This window comes from Kitasatospora sp. NPDC022856 (assembly GCF_055561235.1).
Window position 1 is genome coordinate 353650 of record NZ_JBVHHE010000002.1, and the last position, 17595, is coordinate 371244.

The 17595-nt window shown below is 73.2% G+C and carries 13 protein-coding genes; 12 read left to right on the forward strand and 1 reads right to left on the reverse strand.

Features of this window, described 5'->3' with window-relative positions:
* The first annotated feature begins 33 nt into the window (after positions 1 to 33).
* Positions 34 to 645, forward strand: coding sequence for a Uma2 family endonuclease (locus ACZ34W_RS04590; RefSeq protein ID WP_465601726.1), 612 nt, complete (start codon positions 34 to 36; stop codon positions 643 to 645).
* Here the strand turns inward: ACZ34W_RS04590 and ACZ34W_RS04595 are convergent.
* Positions 623 to 1300, reverse strand: coding sequence for a helix-turn-helix transcriptional regulator (locus ACZ34W_RS04595; protein ID WP_329488900.1), 678 nt, complete (start codon positions 1298 to 1300; stop codon positions 623 to 625). The two genes, ACZ34W_RS04590 and ACZ34W_RS04595, sit on opposite strands and share 23 nt — an antisense overlap.
* A 57-nt stretch (positions 1301 to 1357) precedes the next feature.
* Here ACZ34W_RS04595 and ACZ34W_RS04600 point away from each other — a divergent pair, with 57 nt between their 5' ends.
* From ACZ34W_RS04600 to ACZ34W_RS04650, 11 genes are all read left to right on the forward strand, one after another.
* Positions 1358 to 2245 (forward strand): oxidoreductase, encoded by an 888-nt coding sequence (locus ACZ34W_RS04600; protein WP_329488901.1) that lies wholly within the window; start codon positions 1358 to 1360, stop codon positions 2243 to 2245.
* 206 nt (positions 2246 to 2451) lie between these two features.
* A complete protein-coding gene (locus tag ACZ34W_RS04605; protein WP_329488902.1) occupies positions 2452 to 2835 on the forward strand; it encodes a VOC family protein in 384 nt (127 codons plus the stop codon).
* Positions 2836 to 3176: 341 nt separating this feature from the next.
* A complete protein-coding gene (locus ACZ34W_RS04610; RefSeq protein WP_329488903.1) occupies positions 3177 to 4721 on the forward strand; it encodes a cytochrome ubiquinol oxidase subunit I in 1545 nt (514 codons plus the stop codon).
* Positions 4722 to 4804: 83 nt separating this feature from the next.
* Positions 4805 to 5830, forward strand: coding sequence for a cytochrome d ubiquinol oxidase subunit II (cydB, locus tag ACZ34W_RS04615; RefSeq protein ID WP_465601732.1), 1026 nt, complete (start codon positions 4805 to 4807; stop codon positions 5828 to 5830).
* 3 nt (positions 5831 to 5833) lie between these two features.
* Entirely contained in the window at positions 5834 to 9376 is a 3543-nt protein-coding gene (cydD, locus tag ACZ34W_RS04620) for a thiol reductant ABC exporter subunit CydD (RefSeq protein WP_465601734.1), read from the forward strand.
* Positions 9377 to 9546: 170 nt separating this feature from the next.
* The gene (locus tag ACZ34W_RS04625) at positions 9547 to 11211 is read left to right on the forward strand and encodes a sensor histidine kinase (RefSeq protein ID WP_352295222.1); all 1665 of its coding nucleotides are present in this window, start codon (positions 9547 to 9549) and stop codon (positions 11209 to 11211) included.
* A 206-nt stretch (positions 11212 to 11417) separates the two neighbouring features.
* Positions 11418 to 11834, forward strand: a complete 417-nt coding sequence (locus ACZ34W_RS04630; RefSeq protein ID WP_465601737.1) for a YegP family protein — start codon at positions 11418 to 11420, stop codon at positions 11832 to 11834.
* Positions 11821 to 12228: a hypothetical protein gene (locus ACZ34W_RS04635; protein ID WP_465601740.1), complete on the forward strand. Its 408-nt coding sequence runs from the start codon at positions 11821 to 11823 to the stop codon at positions 12226 to 12228. The genes ACZ34W_RS04630 and ACZ34W_RS04635 overlap by 14 nt, the downstream gene beginning before the upstream one ends.
* Positions 12229 to 12676: 448 nt before the next feature.
* The gene (locus ACZ34W_RS04640) at positions 12677 to 13708 is read left to right on the forward strand and encodes a PstS family phosphate ABC transporter substrate-binding protein (RefSeq protein WP_465601743.1); all 1032 of its coding nucleotides are present in this window, start codon (positions 12677 to 12679) and stop codon (positions 13706 to 13708) included.
* Positions 13709 to 13929: 221 nt separating this feature from the next.
* Positions 13930 to 14523: a hypothetical protein gene (locus tag ACZ34W_RS04645; protein ID WP_465601746.1), complete on the forward strand. Its 594-nt coding sequence runs from the start codon at positions 13930 to 13932 to the stop codon at positions 14521 to 14523.
* A 310-nt stretch (positions 14524 to 14833) separates the two neighbouring features.
* Positions 14834 to 17476 (forward strand): hypothetical protein, encoded by a 2643-nt coding sequence (locus ACZ34W_RS04650; RefSeq protein WP_465601749.1) that lies wholly within the window; start codon positions 14834 to 14836, stop codon positions 17474 to 17476.
* Positions 17477 to 17595: the final 119 nt, after the last annotated feature.

The window sequence follows — 17595 nt, forward strand, 5'->3', positions numbered from 1 at the left end:
AGCCGACCACACTGGACGGGAAGAGGTGTCTCAATGACCGCGCTCGTAGCCGAGGAGACCGTCGTGGACCTGGACCAGGCGCTGTGGCAGGTGTGGAAGGAGATGGACGTCCCTGAGGGCTTCAGGGCGGAGATCATCGAGGGAGCCATCGAGATGTCGCCCACCGGCGGGACCCGCCACCTGACGATCAACCGCCGCGTGCTGCTGGCGCTGCACGACCAGTTACGAGCGACCGGCTGGGCCCCCGCGAACGACGGTAACGTCATCCACGGCTTGAGGGTGATGATCCCTGATGTCTTCGTCGCCCCCGATGACCTGGAGGAGATCGAGCACCCTGAAGGGCTGGGCGTACTCGCCTCGGGTCTCGCGATGGTGGTCGAGACGGTGTCAGCCGGAAGCAGGAACCGCCGACGAGACGTGGTCCTCAAGCACCGCGCCTACGCGACCGCCGGCATTCCGGTGTACGTGATCATCGACGACTTCGACGACGGCGGCGCCGTCACCGTCCTGACCGGCCCCGACATCGAGCGCGGTGCCTACGCCCGTTCGGTCCGGACGCCGTACGGGGAGGAGGCGTTCGTGCCGGAGGGGCCCGCGAAGGGGTTCGTGATCGGGCCGGAGATCACCGGCGGGCGGCGGGGGTGACGCCGTCCTCCAGCAGCTCCCGGGCCAGCAGGCCGGCCTGGAAGCGGGAGGTGGCGCCGAGGGTCGTCATCAGGTCGGCGACCCGGCGGCGGTAGGTGCGCAGCGAGAGGCCGAGCAGGCGGGCGCCGGTCTCGTCGGTGTGGCCGGTCGCGAGGGCGCTCAGGACCTGCCGGGCCTGCTCGGTGAGGTGCGGCGGCCGGGCACAGTCGGCGAGGTCGGTGGCGGTCTCCCAGGCGGCGCGGAACAGCGAGCGCACGCCGTCGACGACCTCCGGCGACTGCACCACGGTGTACGTCCGCACGCCCCGTACGGGGGCGCCGGCCAGGATCGCGGTGCGCCGGTCGATGATGATCGCCTCGCGCGCGAGCGGTCCGTCGCTGATCCGGACCTCGATGCCGGTGCCGGCGATCCTCACCAGCCGCCGGTGCGACTCCGGATCGGCCAGGGCGCGCCGGGTGTACAGCTTGCGCATGGTGAGCCCGGGGACGAGGTGCGGCCGCTTGCCCTCCGCGAAGGCGGCGTTGACGCCCGACGACCAGGTCAGCAGGTCGGTGGCGGCGACCAGGAACTCCTCACGCGAGGCGACGAAGAGGTGGCCGGCCCGCTGGACGAGCTCCCGCTCGCCGTGCAGGGTGATGATCGGGTCGGTGCTCATGGCAGCAACATGCCAGATCGGTCGGGCGACGGGCGAGCCGGGCGGAGGCTTACCGACATGACGACCACCTCCCACGCCTCGGCCGCCGGCTCCCTCCTGCTCGGCGGCGACCTGCCGATCGCCCGGATGGGCTTCGGCGCGATGAAGCTGCCCGCCCGCGACTGGGACGGCCCGGCCTGCGACCCCGTGCGGAGCCTCGCCGTGCTGCGCCGGGCGGTCGAGCTCGGTGTCGACCACATCGACACCGCCTGGTTCTACTTCCACGAGGACGTCTCGGCGAACGGCCTGATCCGCGAGGCCCTGCACCCGTACCGCGACGGCCTGGTGATCGCCACCAAGGTGGGCCCCGGCCGCAACCCCGACGGCAGCTGGCTGGAGCCGGCCGGTCCGGCGGAGCTGCGCGCGGCCGTCCACCGCAACCTGCGTGAGCTGGGGGTGGACCGGCTCGACCTGGTCTACCTGCGGCGGATGCCCAGCCTGCGGTCGATCGCGACGTCCTTCGCGGCGCTGGCGGAGCTGCGGGAGGAGGGGCTGATCCGGCACCTCGGGGTCAGCAACGTGGACGCGGCCCAGCTCGCCGAGGCCGAGGCGATCGCACCGGTGACCGCCGTGCAGAACCGGTTCAGCGTGCTGGAGCACTCGGCGGAGGACGCGGCGCTGCTGGCGGACTGCACCGCGCGGGGCATCGCCTTCGTGCCGTTCTTCCCGCTCGGCGGCTCCGGGGTGCCCGAGGACCCGGCGCTCCAGCGGGTGGCCGAGCGGCACGGCGCCACCCGGGCACAGGTGATGGTGGCCTGGCTGCTGGCGGTCTCCCCCTCGATCCTGGCCATCCCGGGCACCTCCTCGCCGGTCCATCTGGAGGAGAACGTCGCGGCCGCCTCGCTGCGGCTGGGCGCCGAGGACCTGGCGGAGCTGGCGGCACTGGGGGCGCCGGCCCGGCCGTGATCCCCGCGTGGGCGAAGCGGTATGACGGTCCGACCGGTCCGACCGGTCCGACCGGTCCGACCGGTCCGACCGGTCCGACCGGTCCGGCGGGGGCTGGTCGGCGGGCGCCGCCGCGGCCTAGGATCCCGGTACGGCATCGCGTGTCGGTCACCGTCCGGGTGAGGCATGGAGGTAGCCCGTGAGTGCCTTACGGAGGCATTCGAAGCATGACGATCCAGCTCGATCACACCATCGTTCACGCCCGGGACAACCGGGAATCCGCCGCCTTCCTGGCGGCCATCCTCGGCCTTGAGGTCGGGACGGCCTGGGGCCCGTTCGTCCCGGTCGCCACGGGCAACGGGGTGACCCTCGACTTCGCGTCCGTCCCGGCGGAGGCGATCGCCCCGCAGCACTACGCCTTCCTCGTCTCCGACGAGGAGTTCGACGCCGCCTTCGCCCGGATCGAGGCGGGCGGCATCGCCTACTACGCCGACCCGCAGCTGAAACTGCCCGGCGAGATCAACCGCCACCACGGCGGCCGGGGGCTGTACTTCTTCGACCCGGCAGGCCACGGCATGGAGATCATCACCCGCCCCTACGGCAGCCGCTAGGCGCCGGGCCCGTGCCCGGCCGGGTCACCGCCCGGCCGGGCACGGTCGCGCGTGCCGCGGCGATGGGCCGAATGTCAAGCGCCGGATCGTCCAAGATCGTTCCGTGAGTCGCCCGGGCGCTCGTTGTGGCAGGCCAGGGCCGGTCCGCAGACTGTGCGCACGGCATCGCCGGTCAATCCCACCCCGCCTGCAAACCACTCGTAAGCATGATGGATACTGGTCCTTGTGAACGTGTTCACGTTCACAAGCGGACAAGCTTGCACGGGTACGCAGCGGTCTACAGCTATAGATGAAGTTTGTCCGGAAAGTGACCTTCGAGGTCGGGTCGGAGAGAGGGCGACGTGGAACTGGCAATCGCTCACGAAACCATCGCGCGTTGGCAATTCGGCATCACCACCGTCTACCACTTCCTCTTCGTACCGCTCACCATCAGCCTGGCCGCCATCGTGGCCGGACTGGAGACCGCCTGGGTCCGGACGGACAAGGAGAAGTACTTCCACGCCACGAAGTTCTGGGGGAAGCTCTTCCTGATCAACATCGCGATGGGCGTGGTCACCGGCATCGTCCAGGAGTTCCAGTTCGGGATGAACTGGTCGGACTACTCCCGCTTCGTCGGTGACGTCTTCGGCGCCCCGCTCGCGATGGAGGCGCTGATCGCATTCTTCTTCGAGTCGACCTTCATCGGGCTCTGGATCTTCGGCTGGGACAAGCTGCCGAGGAAGCTGCACTGCGCCTGCATGTGGATGGTCTCGCTCGGAACCGTGCTCTCCGCCTACTTCATCCTGGCGGCCAACTCCTGGATGCAGCACCCGGTCGGCTACTCGGTCGACCCGGTCACCGGGAAGGCGCAGCTCACCGACATCGCCCGGGTGCTGTTCCAGGACACCACCGTCACCGTCGTCCTGCACACCCTGACCGCCGCCTTCCTCACCGGCGCGGCCTTCATGGTCGGCATCGCCTCCTTCCACCTCTGGAAGGCCAAGCGCCGGCCGGAGGCCGCCGATCCCAAGCGGGTCGCGGTGATGCGGACCTCGCTGCGCCTCGGCCTGGTCCTCGCGGTGGTCTTCGGTCTCGGCACCGCGCTCAGCGGCGACTCGCTCGCCAAGGTGATGTTCCGCCAGCAGCCGATGAAGATGGCCGCCGCCGAGGCGCTCTGGGACAGCCAGGCCCCGGCGCCGTTCTCGGTCTTCGCGGTCGGCGACGTCGGCAAGGGCCACAACTCGGTCGAGCTGGAGATCCCCGGGATACTCTCCTTCCTCGCCAACAGCGACTTCAGCTCCTCCGTCCCCGGCATCAACGACACCGCCAACGCCGAGGCCGCCAAGTACGGCGGGGACCCGAAGGACTACATCCCGAGCATCTTCGTCACCTACTGGGGCTTCCGTCTCATGATCGGCTTCGGGATGACCTCCTTCGTGGCGGGGGTGGTCGGGCTCTGGACCACCCGGCGGAAGTGGCTGCTGGCACCGGAGTTCCGCACCGGCGACACCGAGGTGCCGAGACTGATGCTGCTGCCGAAGCGCGAACTCGGCCCGGCCCTCACCAAGTGGAGCTGGCGGATCGGCATCCTCACCATGGGGTTCCCGCTGATCGCCAACAGCTTCGGCTGGATCTTCACCGAGATGGGCCGCCAGCCGTGGGCCGTCTTCGGGCTGATGACCACCGCGAGCGCGGTGTCGCCCAACGTCGGCATCGGGACCCAGATCGGGGCCCTGACCACCTTCACCGTGCTGTACGCGATCCTCGCCGTCATCGAGGTGCGGCTGCTGGTCAAGTACGCCAAGGCCGGGCCGGTCACCTCCGAGCGGCCGCCCACCGAGGACCCGACGCTACGCGGCCCGTCCCCGGACGAGGACGCGGACAAGCCGCTCGCCTTCGCCTACTGAGCCCGGGCCCCCACCCGAGCCACCGGGCCCGCCCGGTTCACCGAGCCCCACCGCGGACTACCGAGGACTACTGAGGATCCGACATGCAACTCCACGACGTCTGGTTCGTCCTGATCGCCGTCCTGTGGATCGGCTACTTCTTCCTTGAGGGCTTCGACTTCGGCATCGGCATCCTGACCAAGCCGCTGGCCCGCTCCACCGCCGAGCGGCGGGTGCTGATCAACACCATCGGCCCGGTCTGGGACGGCAACGAGGTCTGGCTGCTCACCGCCGGCGGCGCCACCTTCGCGGCCTTCCCGGACTGGTACGCGACGCTGTTCAGCGGCTTCTACATCCCGCTGCTGGTGATCCTGGTCTGCCTGATCGTGCGCGGGGTCGCCTTCGAGTACCGGGCCAAGCGCTCCGACGCGCGCTGGCAGCGGAACTGGGAGGAGGCCATCTTCTGGACGTCACTGCTCCCGGCCTTCCTCTGGGGCGTGGCCTTCGCCAACATCGTCCGCGGCGTCGACATCGACGCGCAGAAGAACTTCGTCGGCGGCTTCTGGGACCTGCTCAACCCGTACGCGCTGCTCGGCGGACTGGTCACGCTCACCCTCTTCACCTTCCACGGCGCGGTGTTCGCCGCACTGAAGACGGTCGGGGAGATCCGCGACCGGGCCCGTGCCCTGGCGCTGCGACTCGGCCTGGTGACGGCGGTGCTGGCACTGGCCTTCCTGCTCTGGACCCAGGCCGACCACGGCAACGGCTGGAGCCTCGCCGTCCTGGCCGCCGCGGTGCTGGCCCTGATCGGCGCCCTGGTGGCCAACCAACTGGCCCGCGAGGGCTGGGCGTTCGTCCTCTCCGGGGCGACCATCGTGGCAGCGGTCGCGATGCTCTTCCTCTCGCTGTTCCCGGACGTGATGCCGTCCACCCTGAACCCGGAGTGGAGCCTGACCGTCACCAACGCCGCCTCCTCGCCGTACACGCTGAAGCTGATGACGATCGTCGCGGCCGTCTTCACCCCGCTCGTGCTGCTCTACCAGGGCTGGACGTACTGGGTCTTCCGCAAGCGGATCGGCGTCCAGCACATCCCCGGGCACGACCCGGCCGCCGCGCTCGACCAGGGCTGAGCCGTGAAGCCCGTCGACCCCCGACTGCTCGGGTACGCCCGCACCACCCGCGCCTTCCTCGCCGGATCGGTCCTGCTCGGCGGGGCGGGGGCGGCCCTGGTGGTCGCCCAGGCGAGCCTGATCGCCGAGATCGTCGTCCGCGGCTTCCAGCAGCGGGCCGGCCTCGACGAGCTGGCCGCGCCGCTGCTCTGGCTGGCGCTGACGGCGGTCGGCCGGGGGCTGGTCGGCTGGCTCACCGAACTCACCGCGCACCGCTCGGTGGCCCGGGTGAAGTCCACCCTGCGGCGCCGGCTGCTCGACCACGCCACCGCGCTCGGCCCGGCCCACCTGGCGGGCCGGCGCACCGGCGAACTCACCACCCTCGCCACCCGGGGCGTCGACGCGCTCGACGACTACTTCGCCCGCTACCTGCCGCAACTGGCGCTCGCCGTGGTCGTCCCGGTGATCGTGCTGCTGCGGGTCGTCGGCGCCGACCTCACCTCGGCCGCGATCATCGCCGGGACGCTGCCGCTGATCCCGCTCTTCATGGCGCTGATCGGGATGGCCACCCAGAGCCGGATGGACCGGCAGTGGGAGACCCTCTCGCGGCTCTCGCACCACTTCCTGGACGTGGTCGCCGGCCTGCCCACGCTCAAGGTGTTCAACCGGGCCCGTACCCAGGCCGCCACCGTCGCCAGGATCACCGCCGACTACCGCCGGGCCACCCTGCGCACCCTGCGGATCGCCTTCATCTCCTCGTTCGCCCTGGAGCTGCTCTCCACCCTGTCGGTGGCGCTGGTCGCGGTCTCCATCGGCTTCCGGCTGGTGGACGGCACGCTCGACCTGGAGACCGGGCTGCTGATCCTGATCCTGGCACCCGAGGTCTACTTCCCGATCCGCCAGGTCGGCGCGCTGTACCACTCCAGCGTGGAGGGGCTGACCGCGGCCGACGAGCTCTTCGCGGTGCTGGAGACCCCGCTGCCGCCGGCCGGGACCGCCCCCGCCCCCGCGCTCGTCGGCGCCCTCGTCGAGGCCGAGGGCCTCACGGTGCTGCACACCGGCCGGAGCGCACCGGCGCTGGACGCCGCCGGGCTGACCCTGCGGCCGGGCACCACCACCGCGCTCACCGGCCCGAGCGGGGCCGGCAAGTCCACCCTGCTCGCCGTCCTGCTCGGCCTCACCGCGCCGGACGCGGGCAGCGTCCGGATCACCGCCGCCGACGGGCGGACGTACCGGCTGGACGAGCTGGAGCCGGCGAGCTGGCGCCGGCAGATCGCCTGGGTGCCGCAGCACCCGCACCTGTTCGCCGGCACCGTCGCCGAGAACCTGCGGCTCTACCGGCCCGGCGCCGGCGAGGACGAGCTGTGGGCGGCGCTGGGATCCGCGCACGCGCGGGACTTCGTGCGGCGGCTGCCGCACGGGCTCGCCACCGTGCTGGGGGAGGACGGCGCCGGCCTGTCGGCGGGCCAGCGCCAGCGGCTGGCGCTCGCCCGGGTACTGCTCGCCGACGACCGGCCGCTGGTGCTGCTGGACGAGCCGACCGCCGGCCTGGACGGCGCCTCGGAGGCGGCCGTGGTGAACGCCGTCCGGGTACTGACCGCCGATCCGGCGCGCACCGTGCTGCTGGTCGCGCACCGGCCGGCACTGCTGGCGGTCGCCGACCGGCTCGTCCGGCTGGAGGGGCCGCCGGTGCCCGCGGCCGCCGCCGCGCCGCCCCGGCCCGCACACGACGGGGAGCCGGTGCCGGCCGCCGACACCCCGCCGGAGGAGCCCGCCGGAGCGGCGACCGTACGGCCCCGGCTGGCGCTCTCCGTCCTGCTCGGCGCGCTCGCGCTCGGCTGCGCGGTGGCGCTGATGGCCACCTCCGGCTACCTCATCTCCTACGCCTCCGAGATGCCGCCGGTGCTCTACCTGATGATGGCCGTCACCTCGGTGCGGGCCTTCGGCATCGGGCGCAGCGTGTTCCGCTACGCCGAGCGTCTGGTCTCGCACGACGCCGTGCTGCGCACCCTCGGCACCCTGCGGGCCGCCGTGTACCGCCGGCTGACCGTGCTGGCCCCGGCCGGGCTGCCGGCCTTCCGGCGCGGGGACCTGCTCTCCCGGCTGGTCGCCGACGTCGACGCCGTCCAGGACCACCACCTGCGCTGGCGGCTGCCGGCGGCGGTGGCCGCGGTGGTGTCGCTGGCCGCGACGGCGGCGATGGCCGCCTTCCTGCCCGCGGCCGGCCTGGTCCTCGGGCTGGGGCTGCTGCTGGCCGGGGCGGTGGTGCCCGCGCTGGCCGCCCGCTGGTCGGCCGGTGCCGAGCGGCGGCAGGCCCCGGCCCGCGGCCGGCTGGCCACCGCCGTCGTCGACACCCTCACCGGAACGGCCGAACTCACGGTGGCCGGGGCGCTGCCGGGCCGGCTGGCCGCCGTCCGGTCCGCCGACGCCGCGCTGACCGGGCTGGCCGCCCGCTCGGCCGCCACCACCGCGCTCGGCACCGGGCTGATCGCGCTGCTCACCGGGCTGACGGTGGCCGCCGCCGCGGCCGTCGGCATCCGGGGTGTGCAGAGCGGTGCGCTGGCGCCGGTCTGCCTGGCGGTGGTCGTGCTGACCCCGCTGGCCGCCTTCGAGGCCGTTACCGGGATGCCGCTCGCCGTCCAGGCCCGCCGGCGCAGCCGGACCGCCTCGGCCCGGCTGGCCGAGGTGCTGGACGCGCCCGCCCCGGTCACCGAGCCCGCCGCCCCGGTGGCCCTGCCCGGGCAGCCGCTGCCGATCACCGTCCGCGGGCTGACCGTCCGCCACGCCGGACAGGAGGCGGACGCGCTGGTCGGCCTCGACCTGGACCTCGCCGCCGGCCGCCGGATCGCCGTGGTCGGCCCGTCCGGCTCCGGCAAGACCACGCTCGCCCAGGCGCTGCTGCGCTTCCTGGAGCCGGCCGCGGGCCGGATCACGTTCGCCGACGGCCGTCCACAGGCTGTGGACAGTCGGGAGCTGGCCGGGGACGACGTCCGCCGGGTGATCGGGCTCTGCGCCCAGGACGCGTACGTCTTCGACAGCTCGCTGCGGGAGAACCTGCGGCTGGCCCGGCCCTCGGCCGACGAGCGGGAGCTGCGCGCCGCGCTCGCCGCCGCCCGGCTGCTGGACTGGACGGACACCCTCCCGGCGGGCCTCGACACCATGGTCGGGGAGCACGGTGCCCGGCTCTCGGGTGGCCAGCGCCAGCGGCTCGCGCTCGCCCGGGCGCTACTGGCCGACTTCCCGGTGCTCGTGTTGGACGAGCCCGCCGAGCACCTCGACCTGCCCACCGCCGACGCGCTCACCGCCGACCTGCTCGCCGCCACGGCCGGCCGGAGCACCGTGCTGATCACCCACCGGCTGGCCGGCCTCGACGACGGCTCCGTCGACGAGGTCCTGGTCCTGGACGGCGGCCGGGTGGTCGAACGCGGCACCTGGTCGGAGCTGGTCGCGGAGCCGGGCGGCCGGCTGCGGGCGATGTGGGAGCGCGAGCGCGCGGCGGACGGCCCGGTGGCGGTGGGCACCGCCGCAGCCGGTCGCCCGCCGGTGGTCGCGCCGACCTTCGGCTGAAAACCGTACAAACTACGCTCGACACCATGGACCCCACGCCAGACCTGCCACCCGCCACCGCTCCCGACCCGGCGCCCCACCGGGTGCCCGAGATCTCCTCGCTCGGGCTGGACACGCTGGTCACCGAGGTGGCGGAGCGGCTGCAGTCGGCGGCCGCCGTCACCGACCGGATGCAGCGGCTGCTGGAGGCCGTCGTCTCGGTCGGCGCCGGGCTGGACCTGCACGCGACGCTGCACCGGATCGCCACCGGCGCCGCCGAACTGGTGGACGCCCGGTACGCCGCGCTCGGCGTGATCGCACCGGGCGGCCACGGCCTGGCGGACTTCATCCACGTCGGCGTGGACGACGAGACCGCCGCCGCGATCGGCGAGCTGCCGGCCGGCCGGGGCATCCTCGGCGCCCTGATCGACCGGCCCGAGCCGCTGCGCCTGACCGACCTGGCCACCGACCCGCGCTCCTCCGGGTTCCCGCCGGAGCACCCGGCGATGAAGACCTTCCTCGGCGAGCCGATCCGGATCCGTGACGAGGTGTTCGGCAACCTCTACCTCACCGAGAAGCAGGGCGGCGGCGCCTTCACCCCCGAGGACGAGCAGGTGGTGCACGCGCTCGCCGCGGCCGCCGGCGTCGCGATCGAGAACTCCCGGCTGTACGAGGAGGGGCGGCGGCGCGAGCGGTGGATCGCGGGCGCGGCCGCCGTCACCACGGCGCTGCTCTCCGCCGACGAGGCCGAGGTCGCGCTGACCGTCGCGGCCGAGCAGGTGCGCGAGCTGGCGGACGCGGCGCTCGGCATGATCCTGCTGCCGACCGTGGACGGCGAGGGCGACGGCCAGATGCGGGTGGCGCACGCCTCCGGCGAGGCCGCGGAGTTCGTCCAGGGCGAGCTGCTGCCGAAGGAGAGCTTCGGGGCCCGGCTCCTCCAGGGCGACAGCGTCTACCTCGACGACATGTCCAGCGACCCGACCGTGGTGATCCGCCTGGCGCGCAGCTTCGGCCCGTCGATGGCGGTGCCGATGGTCGCCGCCGGCCGGGTGCTCGGAGGGCTCTGCGTCTGGCGCCCGCGCGGCGCGGTGCCGTTCACCGACACCGAGAAGCAGCTCGCCGAGACCTTCGCCTCGCAGGCCGCGCTGGCCCTGCGGCTCGCCGAGGGGCAGCGGGACCAGCAGCGCCTCGCCGTCTTCCAGGACCGCGACCGGATCGCCCGCGACCTGCACGACCTGGTGATCCAGCGGCTGTTCGCCACCGGGATGATGCTGGAGAGCGCCGCCCGGCGCGCGGTCGTGCCCGAGGTGAAGGTCGGCATCGGGAACGCGGTGGACGAGCTGGACGCCACCATCCAGGAGGTCCGCACCACCATCTACGCGCTCCAGCACGACAACCACGGCGACGCGCCGGACACCCTGCGGACGCGGGTGCTGCGGGAGGGCAGCCAGGCCGCCGCGGCGCTCGGCTTCAAGCCCTCGGTGACCTTCACGGGCCCGGTGGAGAGCCTGGTCGGCGAGAAGACCGGCCGTCAACTGCTGGCCGCGCTGCGCGAGATGCTCTCCAACACGGCCCGGCACGCACGGGCCTCGCGGGTCGGCGTGGAGGTCGACGCCACCGTGCACCTGGACGACGAGGGACGCCCGGTGAGCGGTGACCCGGAGTCACTCGACCGGGCCGGGCGCCCCGGGGTGCTGCTGACCGTGACGGACGACGGCGTCGGCATCCCCGCCGGCGGCCGCCGCAGCGGTCTGCGCAACCTCACCCGACGGGCCGAGGTGCTCGGCGGGGACGCCTGGCACGAGCCCGGTCCGTACGGAAAGGGGACGCGGGTGCGCTGGACCGCGCGGCTCTGAGTCTTCGCGCGCTATCGAACGGTCTGTGCCGGTCAAGGGAGTTCGGTGAGGGGGCCGGGCGTGTGGTTGGTGTGCAGTCGGTGAATGTTTAACGAGGGAGAACTTCGCGGCCAACGGAGCAAGTTGTGCATTTCCTTCCCTTCCGGCGTGCTCGTGTGCACACATAGCTTTACTCCCGTCTCGGAGGGAACCGGACTGGGGGAGCAGTGGACGCGTCGAACCGCGGTCACACCGCAGCAGGTGCAGGGCGTGGGGGATTCCGGGTCGAACGGGCACCGGACGGGCGTTACCGCTGGCAGCTGAAGGCCCCCAACGGCCGGGTCGTCGCGGTCACCGCGGCCGGATACGAGACGGCCGCGGACGCCGAGCGCGGCTTCGACGGGTTACGCGCCGGCGCCGACGCCCTGGTCGCCCGGATCACCCACGTCCGCGACGGCATCGGCTGGGTCTGGGTCGTCCCCGGTTCGCGCCTGCTCCCCGAGGTGCGCTCCAGCCGCGCCTACGAGCGGTACGCGACCTGCCAGAACGCCTTCCGCCGGTTCGTGGTGCTGCTGGCCAAGCAGCCCGCCCTCGAACTCCCGGAACTCACGGCACCGTTGAGACCCTCCGATGCCCGCCGCTGAGCGGCGCGGTCCGCGCCTGCTGATCGTGCCCGCCGCCGACCGGTGCCTCGGCTGGTCGCTGCGCGCCGCCAACGGGAGACAGCTCGGCGTCGGCGTCCGCACCTATCGCAGCGAGGACGAACTCGCCGACGCGGTCAGAGAGTTGATCATCGAGCGGGCCGCCCTGCGGTGTACCGTCGGGCAGTCCGAGGCCCGGCTCTGGGTCTGGACCGCCCAGCTCCCGGTGCGCAGCACCCGGCCAGGCGTGGTCGAGGCCGGCCCGATCGCCCGCAGCGCCCGCGGCTACCTCCGGCGCGACCAGTGCCACGCGGGCGTCGACGGCTTCCTGGCCGGGCTCCAGTGGATCGGCCAGGAGCTCCGCAGAACCGGCCGGGACGCCCGCCGGCCCTGGTAGTACCCTCGCCCGGTGCGCGGCGCCCTGACGGCCGACGCGGATGGCGCCTCGTCAGACCCCCGTTCCGGCCGGCCGGGATGCCGTGCGTCCCGCCGTCCGCGCCCGGCGAGCCCGGCCCCGGCTCTGGCCCCGTCCGCGCCCGTTCCCCCAGGTCCGGTGAAGCGCAGGTTTCCGGCAACCCCCCGAGCCGCCACCTGGAGAAGAACGTCATCGGCCTCCGACCTGCGGCTTTCCACCCCGCTGCGGCCGGGCTGACCAGTCACTAAACCTGTCCGAACCGATGAGTCGACAATCGCCGGCCGCCACTGACGGCCCTTCCGGGGGAACAGCCCGTCCCGACAGGATCAGCTCTGCCGGAGCGGCCACCGCGGATGTGGCCACCGGCCCCGGACCCCCGACCAGGGCCCGGGCAAGCGATGCACCTCTCTCCCACCGGAGGAACAGGAACATGCGCAAGACCGCTGCCAAGCTGCTCGCCGTCGCCGCCATCGCCACCTCGCTCGCCACCGTCGCCGCCGGCACCGCCAGCGCCGACCCGAGCGTGACGCCGGCCGCCCAGGACATCGTGAGCGCGGGCTCCGACACCACGCAGGCCGTGTCGACCCGGTTCTCGACCGACTACAACGCCTACCTGACGAGCATCGGCGACACCACCTCGCCGCGCTACTACAGCTGGGACGCCACGGGCTCGACGAACATCACGCTGAAGTCGGGCGCCTCCTCGATCGTCCGCCCGAACGGCTCCGGCGCCGGCATCACCGAGCTGAACACCTCCGGCTCCGCGCTGGACGTGGCCCGCTCCTCGCGCGCCCCGAAGTCCACCGACCCGGCGTCGGACATCTTCGTCGCGTTCGCCAAGGACGCGGTGACCTGGTCCGCCAACTCCGGCGGCCACGCCCCGGCGAGCCTGACCGCCGCCCAGCTCAAGGGCATCTACGACTGCTCCATCACCAACTGGACGCAGATCAACGCCTCGCTGACCAACGCCACGATCAAGCCCTGGCTGCCGCAGGCGAGCTCCGGCACCCGCGCCTTCTTCCTGACCGCGATCGGCAACCCGACCGTGGGCAGCTGCGTCCAGGACGGCCCGGAGGAGAACGAGGGCGTCGACACCCGCCTGGCAGGCGCCGACACCGTCTTCCCGTACTCGGTGGCCTCGTACCTGTCCCAGACCGTGGGCGGCCACTCCACCCCGACCTCCGCCCCGGCCAGCCTGACCCTGCGCAACGTCGGCACCCTGGTGCCGGTCAACACCACCACCAACACCATCAACGCCCCGTTCGCCGCCTCGGCGTTCGGCCGCGTGGTCTACAACGTCGTCCGTGACGCCGAGTGGACCGCCACCAACGCCCACGGCACCGCGCTGCGCGCGATCTTCGGCCCCTCGGGCTGGATCTGCTCCAACGGCACCAACGACATCAAGAGCTACGGCTTCCTGCCCCTCCCGGCGGCGGCCTGCGGCAGCACCACCCACAGCTGATCACACCCGCTGATCACACCCCGCACCATCCGGCGGCCACGGGCTTCGGCCCGTGGCCGCCGGCCACACCCGGGCACCCCTTCGTGCCTGTCGGAGCCGGCCGGGCGCCCATCGACTTCGGCATCCTCCGCCCGCCGGGCCGTGCGGAGGAGGAAGGCCGTCGGGGCGGTCGAACGACCGCCCGCACCACCCAGCACATCACCTCTCCCAAGGAGTTCAGCATGACCCGTACCAGCGCCCGCTTTGCCGCCACCGGTGCCGCAGTCGTCCTCGCCGTGACCGGCATGAGCGGTGCGGCTGCCGCCGACGCCGCCCCCGCGGCCCCGACCGGCAGTGCGGTGGTGCACGAGAGCACCGCCTTCCTGAAGGACTCCGCCCTGAACGGCCTGGTGGTCATCCCGCTGCCCACCGCCACCCCGTCCTACGACACCAGCACGGGCTTCTCCACGTCGTTCCCGGTGACGGGTGGCGACGTCAACCTCCAGGGTTACTACGGCAACGTCCAGCTGGGCGGCAGCCTGCTCTTCGTCAACCTGTTCACCGGCAAGACCGCGGTCTTCAAGCAGCTGGCGTTCAGCGCCGACAGCTGGGCGATCACCGGGGTCCCGGTCGGCGGCACCGCCCCGGTGGCGCTGCTCGACCCGGCCGGCACGACCGACATCACCCGCACCGGCGCCACCCAGACGGTGACCGCCGCGGACCTGAAGGTCGACGCCGAGGGCGCGCAGTACGTGGACACCAAGCTGAACACCACCTTCTTCAAGGCCGGCCAGTCGATCGGCAACTTCTCGCTGAGCTTCACCACCGGCAGCTGAGCTTCACCACCGGCAGCCGACACCTGCGACCGGCTCGGTGGAACGGCGGGCCCGTGCGACGGCACCGGCCCGCCGTTCGCAGGTGGAGTTCCCAACTCCGCTACAGAGTCGTCGCGTTGTGGTCTCGTACATCGGTACGACCGGATCCGGCCATGTAGGGCTGGCCGAATGGATGCGAACCGGAACCGCCGGCCTGCTCGCCGCCTGATCCACCTCGCGCCGCGTCACGGCGGTGCGCGTTCGCACGGAGGTGCCCGTCATGAGACTCCGACTACTACCCGGTACGAGACGCGGGGGGTGGCGCCGGAGGTTGCCGGCGGTCGCCCTCGTCTGGTCGGTGGTGGTGGCGCTCGGCGTGGCCCCCATCGGCCTCGGCACGTCGTCGCAGGCCGCGGCGGCGACCTCGTCCGCCGTGACCAAGCCCGGCCCCAAGGTGTGGGACCCGAACACCTGGGAGGAGGGCGCCGAGGGGAGCGTGACGGTCGCGCAGACCCAGAACCTGTCCAACCAGGTGCTGCAGGTCTCCTGGAGCGGATTCACCCCGACCGTCGACACCTCGGGCACCCCGCTGACCATCGTCACCAAGGGGTCCAAGCAGGCGCTCTACGCCGTCCGGGTCTACCAGTGCCGCGGTCTCGACCCCAAGATCACCGACTGCTACGGCAGCAAGCTGTACAACGCCGACGGTGGCAAGGGGTTCAACCAGAAGGCCCCGGCGGAGGGCACCACGACGCCGGACTTCCCCTCGAACATGGCGATCGCGCCGACGGGCGCCGACGGCTCGGGCGAGACCTCCATCGAGATCTGGACCGCCACCCAGAGCCCCTCGCTCGGCTGTGACGCCGCGCACCCGTGCTCCCTGGTGGTCGAGCCCAACTACGGCGGCGACACCCAGGACCCGTACAAGGCACGGAACGGCGCGGTCGACTGCGCCGACCACCTCAGCGACGTGGACGGCTTCTTCAACACCGCGAGCGACGGCGGCCTGGAGGCCTACGCCGGGGCGTGGGACGGCAACCAGTACGCCGGCTACCAGGTCGGCGAGCAGTGCGCCTGGGAGAAGCGGACCGTCGTCCCGCTGCACTTCTCGCCCACCGCCGCCGACTGCGACAACCGCGCCGCCGACTTCAAGGCGGCCGGCCTGGAGATGGCCAACCGGGCCGTCCAGCAGTGGCGGACCGGCCTCTGCCTGGCGTCCTCCCCGCTCGCCTTCCAGTACTCCTCCTCCGGCGGCGAGCCGCAGGCCAGGGCGGCGTTCCTGGGCGGGTCGGCCGGCGTGGACGTCGCGCTGACCGCGTACCCCGACACCGCGACCCCGGCCCGGCCGTACGTCTACGCGCCGCTGGCCACCACCGGGATCTCGGCGGTCTTCCTCGTCGACGACCCGGACACCGGCCGCCAGCTCCGCGACATGAAGCTGACCCCGCGCCTGATGGCCAAACTGCTCACCCAGTCCTACGCGCCGCTGGGAAGCCCGGTCGCGTCGGTGAGCGGCAACCCCAGCTGCGTCTTCCTGGACGAGGACTTCCTCCAGTACAACCGGTTCCCGGAGAGCAGCGGGCTGCACTGGCCCCGCTCGTGCACGCCCGCGGAGTTCGAGCCGACCATCGTCGGCGGCACCACGGACCTCGTCTACCAGCTGACCGCGTGGATCGCCGCCGACCCGGAGGCCGTCCGCTTCCTGGACGGCGAGGACGACCCGTGGGGGATGCGGGTGAACACCTTCTACCAGCGGGGCGCCTACTCCGGGTACCCGGCCGACACCCTCCAGCCGCAGGACTTCACCGGGCCGACGGACGTCAGCGAGGCCGCCAAGCGGATGCGGCAGTACGAGTGGAACCCCGTCCTCGGCGGTCTCACCCAGGTGCTGCGGACCATCCTGGAGAACCGGTCCACCTGCCAGCTCTGGATGGCGGACCCGGCCACCGGCAACCACCTCAAGTGCGACCCGATGGCCCGCGGCGAGCGGAAGCTGTTCGCGATCATGGACAGCGCCCAGGCCAAGGCCTTCTCGCTGCCCGAGGCCACCCTGCGCAACCCGGCCGGCGGCTTCGTCTCGCCGACCACCAACGGGTTCCAGTCGGCGGTCGGCGACATGCCGACCGACGCCGCCACCGGGACCCAGCTGCTGCCCTACGGCGTCGCGGGCACGGCCTTCGCCCGGGACACCCAGGCCTACCCGCTGACCACCGTCCAGTACGCGATGGTGCCCACCGGCGGGGCGGCGGACAAGGCGCCCGCGATCACCCGGTTCCTGACCACCGTCGCCAACGGCGGCCAGGTCTACGGCGTGGAGCCGGGCAAGCTCGCCCCGGGCTTCCTCAGCCTCACCGGTGCCCAGCGCCAGCAGACGCTCGACGCGGCGAAGCACGTGGAGACGCAGGACAACAAGTGGCCGGGCAACCAGGTCGCCCCGCCGCCGACCACCCCGTCCGGCGGTGACGGCGGGACGACCGGCGGGGCCGGCGGCGCCACCGGCGGCGAGTCGGGCGGCACCGGCGTCACCACCACCCCGGTCACCGGCGACGGCACCGGCACCGGCACCGGCACCGGCGGCTCGTCCACCGGCGCCGGCTCCGGCACCGGCGGGCTCGGCGACGGCGCCGTCGGCGGTGCCGGCGGGACCGGCACCGGGGGCACCGCGAGCGCGGGCGGCACCGGTGGCGCGGCCACCGGCGGCGCGGGGGCTCCGGCCGCCGCGGCCGGCGGGGCCAAGGCCACCGCCACGCCGGGCGCTTCGGCGGGCCCGCTCGCGGCCGCTCCGGTCGCCGCCGGCTCCCCGGCGGCCGACCGCGCCGGCACCGCCCGGCTGCTGCTGCCGATCGCGGTGATCGCGGGTCTGGTGCTGCTGATCGGCGGCCCCGCCGCGCTCTTCCTCGGCGGCACGCCCGCCGGCGAACGCGCCGTCTCCGCCGTGGGCCGGACCTGGGCGCGGGTGCGCCGCCGGCCCTGATCCAGCGGTCGCACCGGCTCGGCGGGGCCGCCGTCACGGCCCCGCCGGGTCCTCCGCCCCGGGCGCACGGCCCGGGGCCTCCCCTGTACCGAGTACTTCCGTACCGAGCGCGCCGGAGA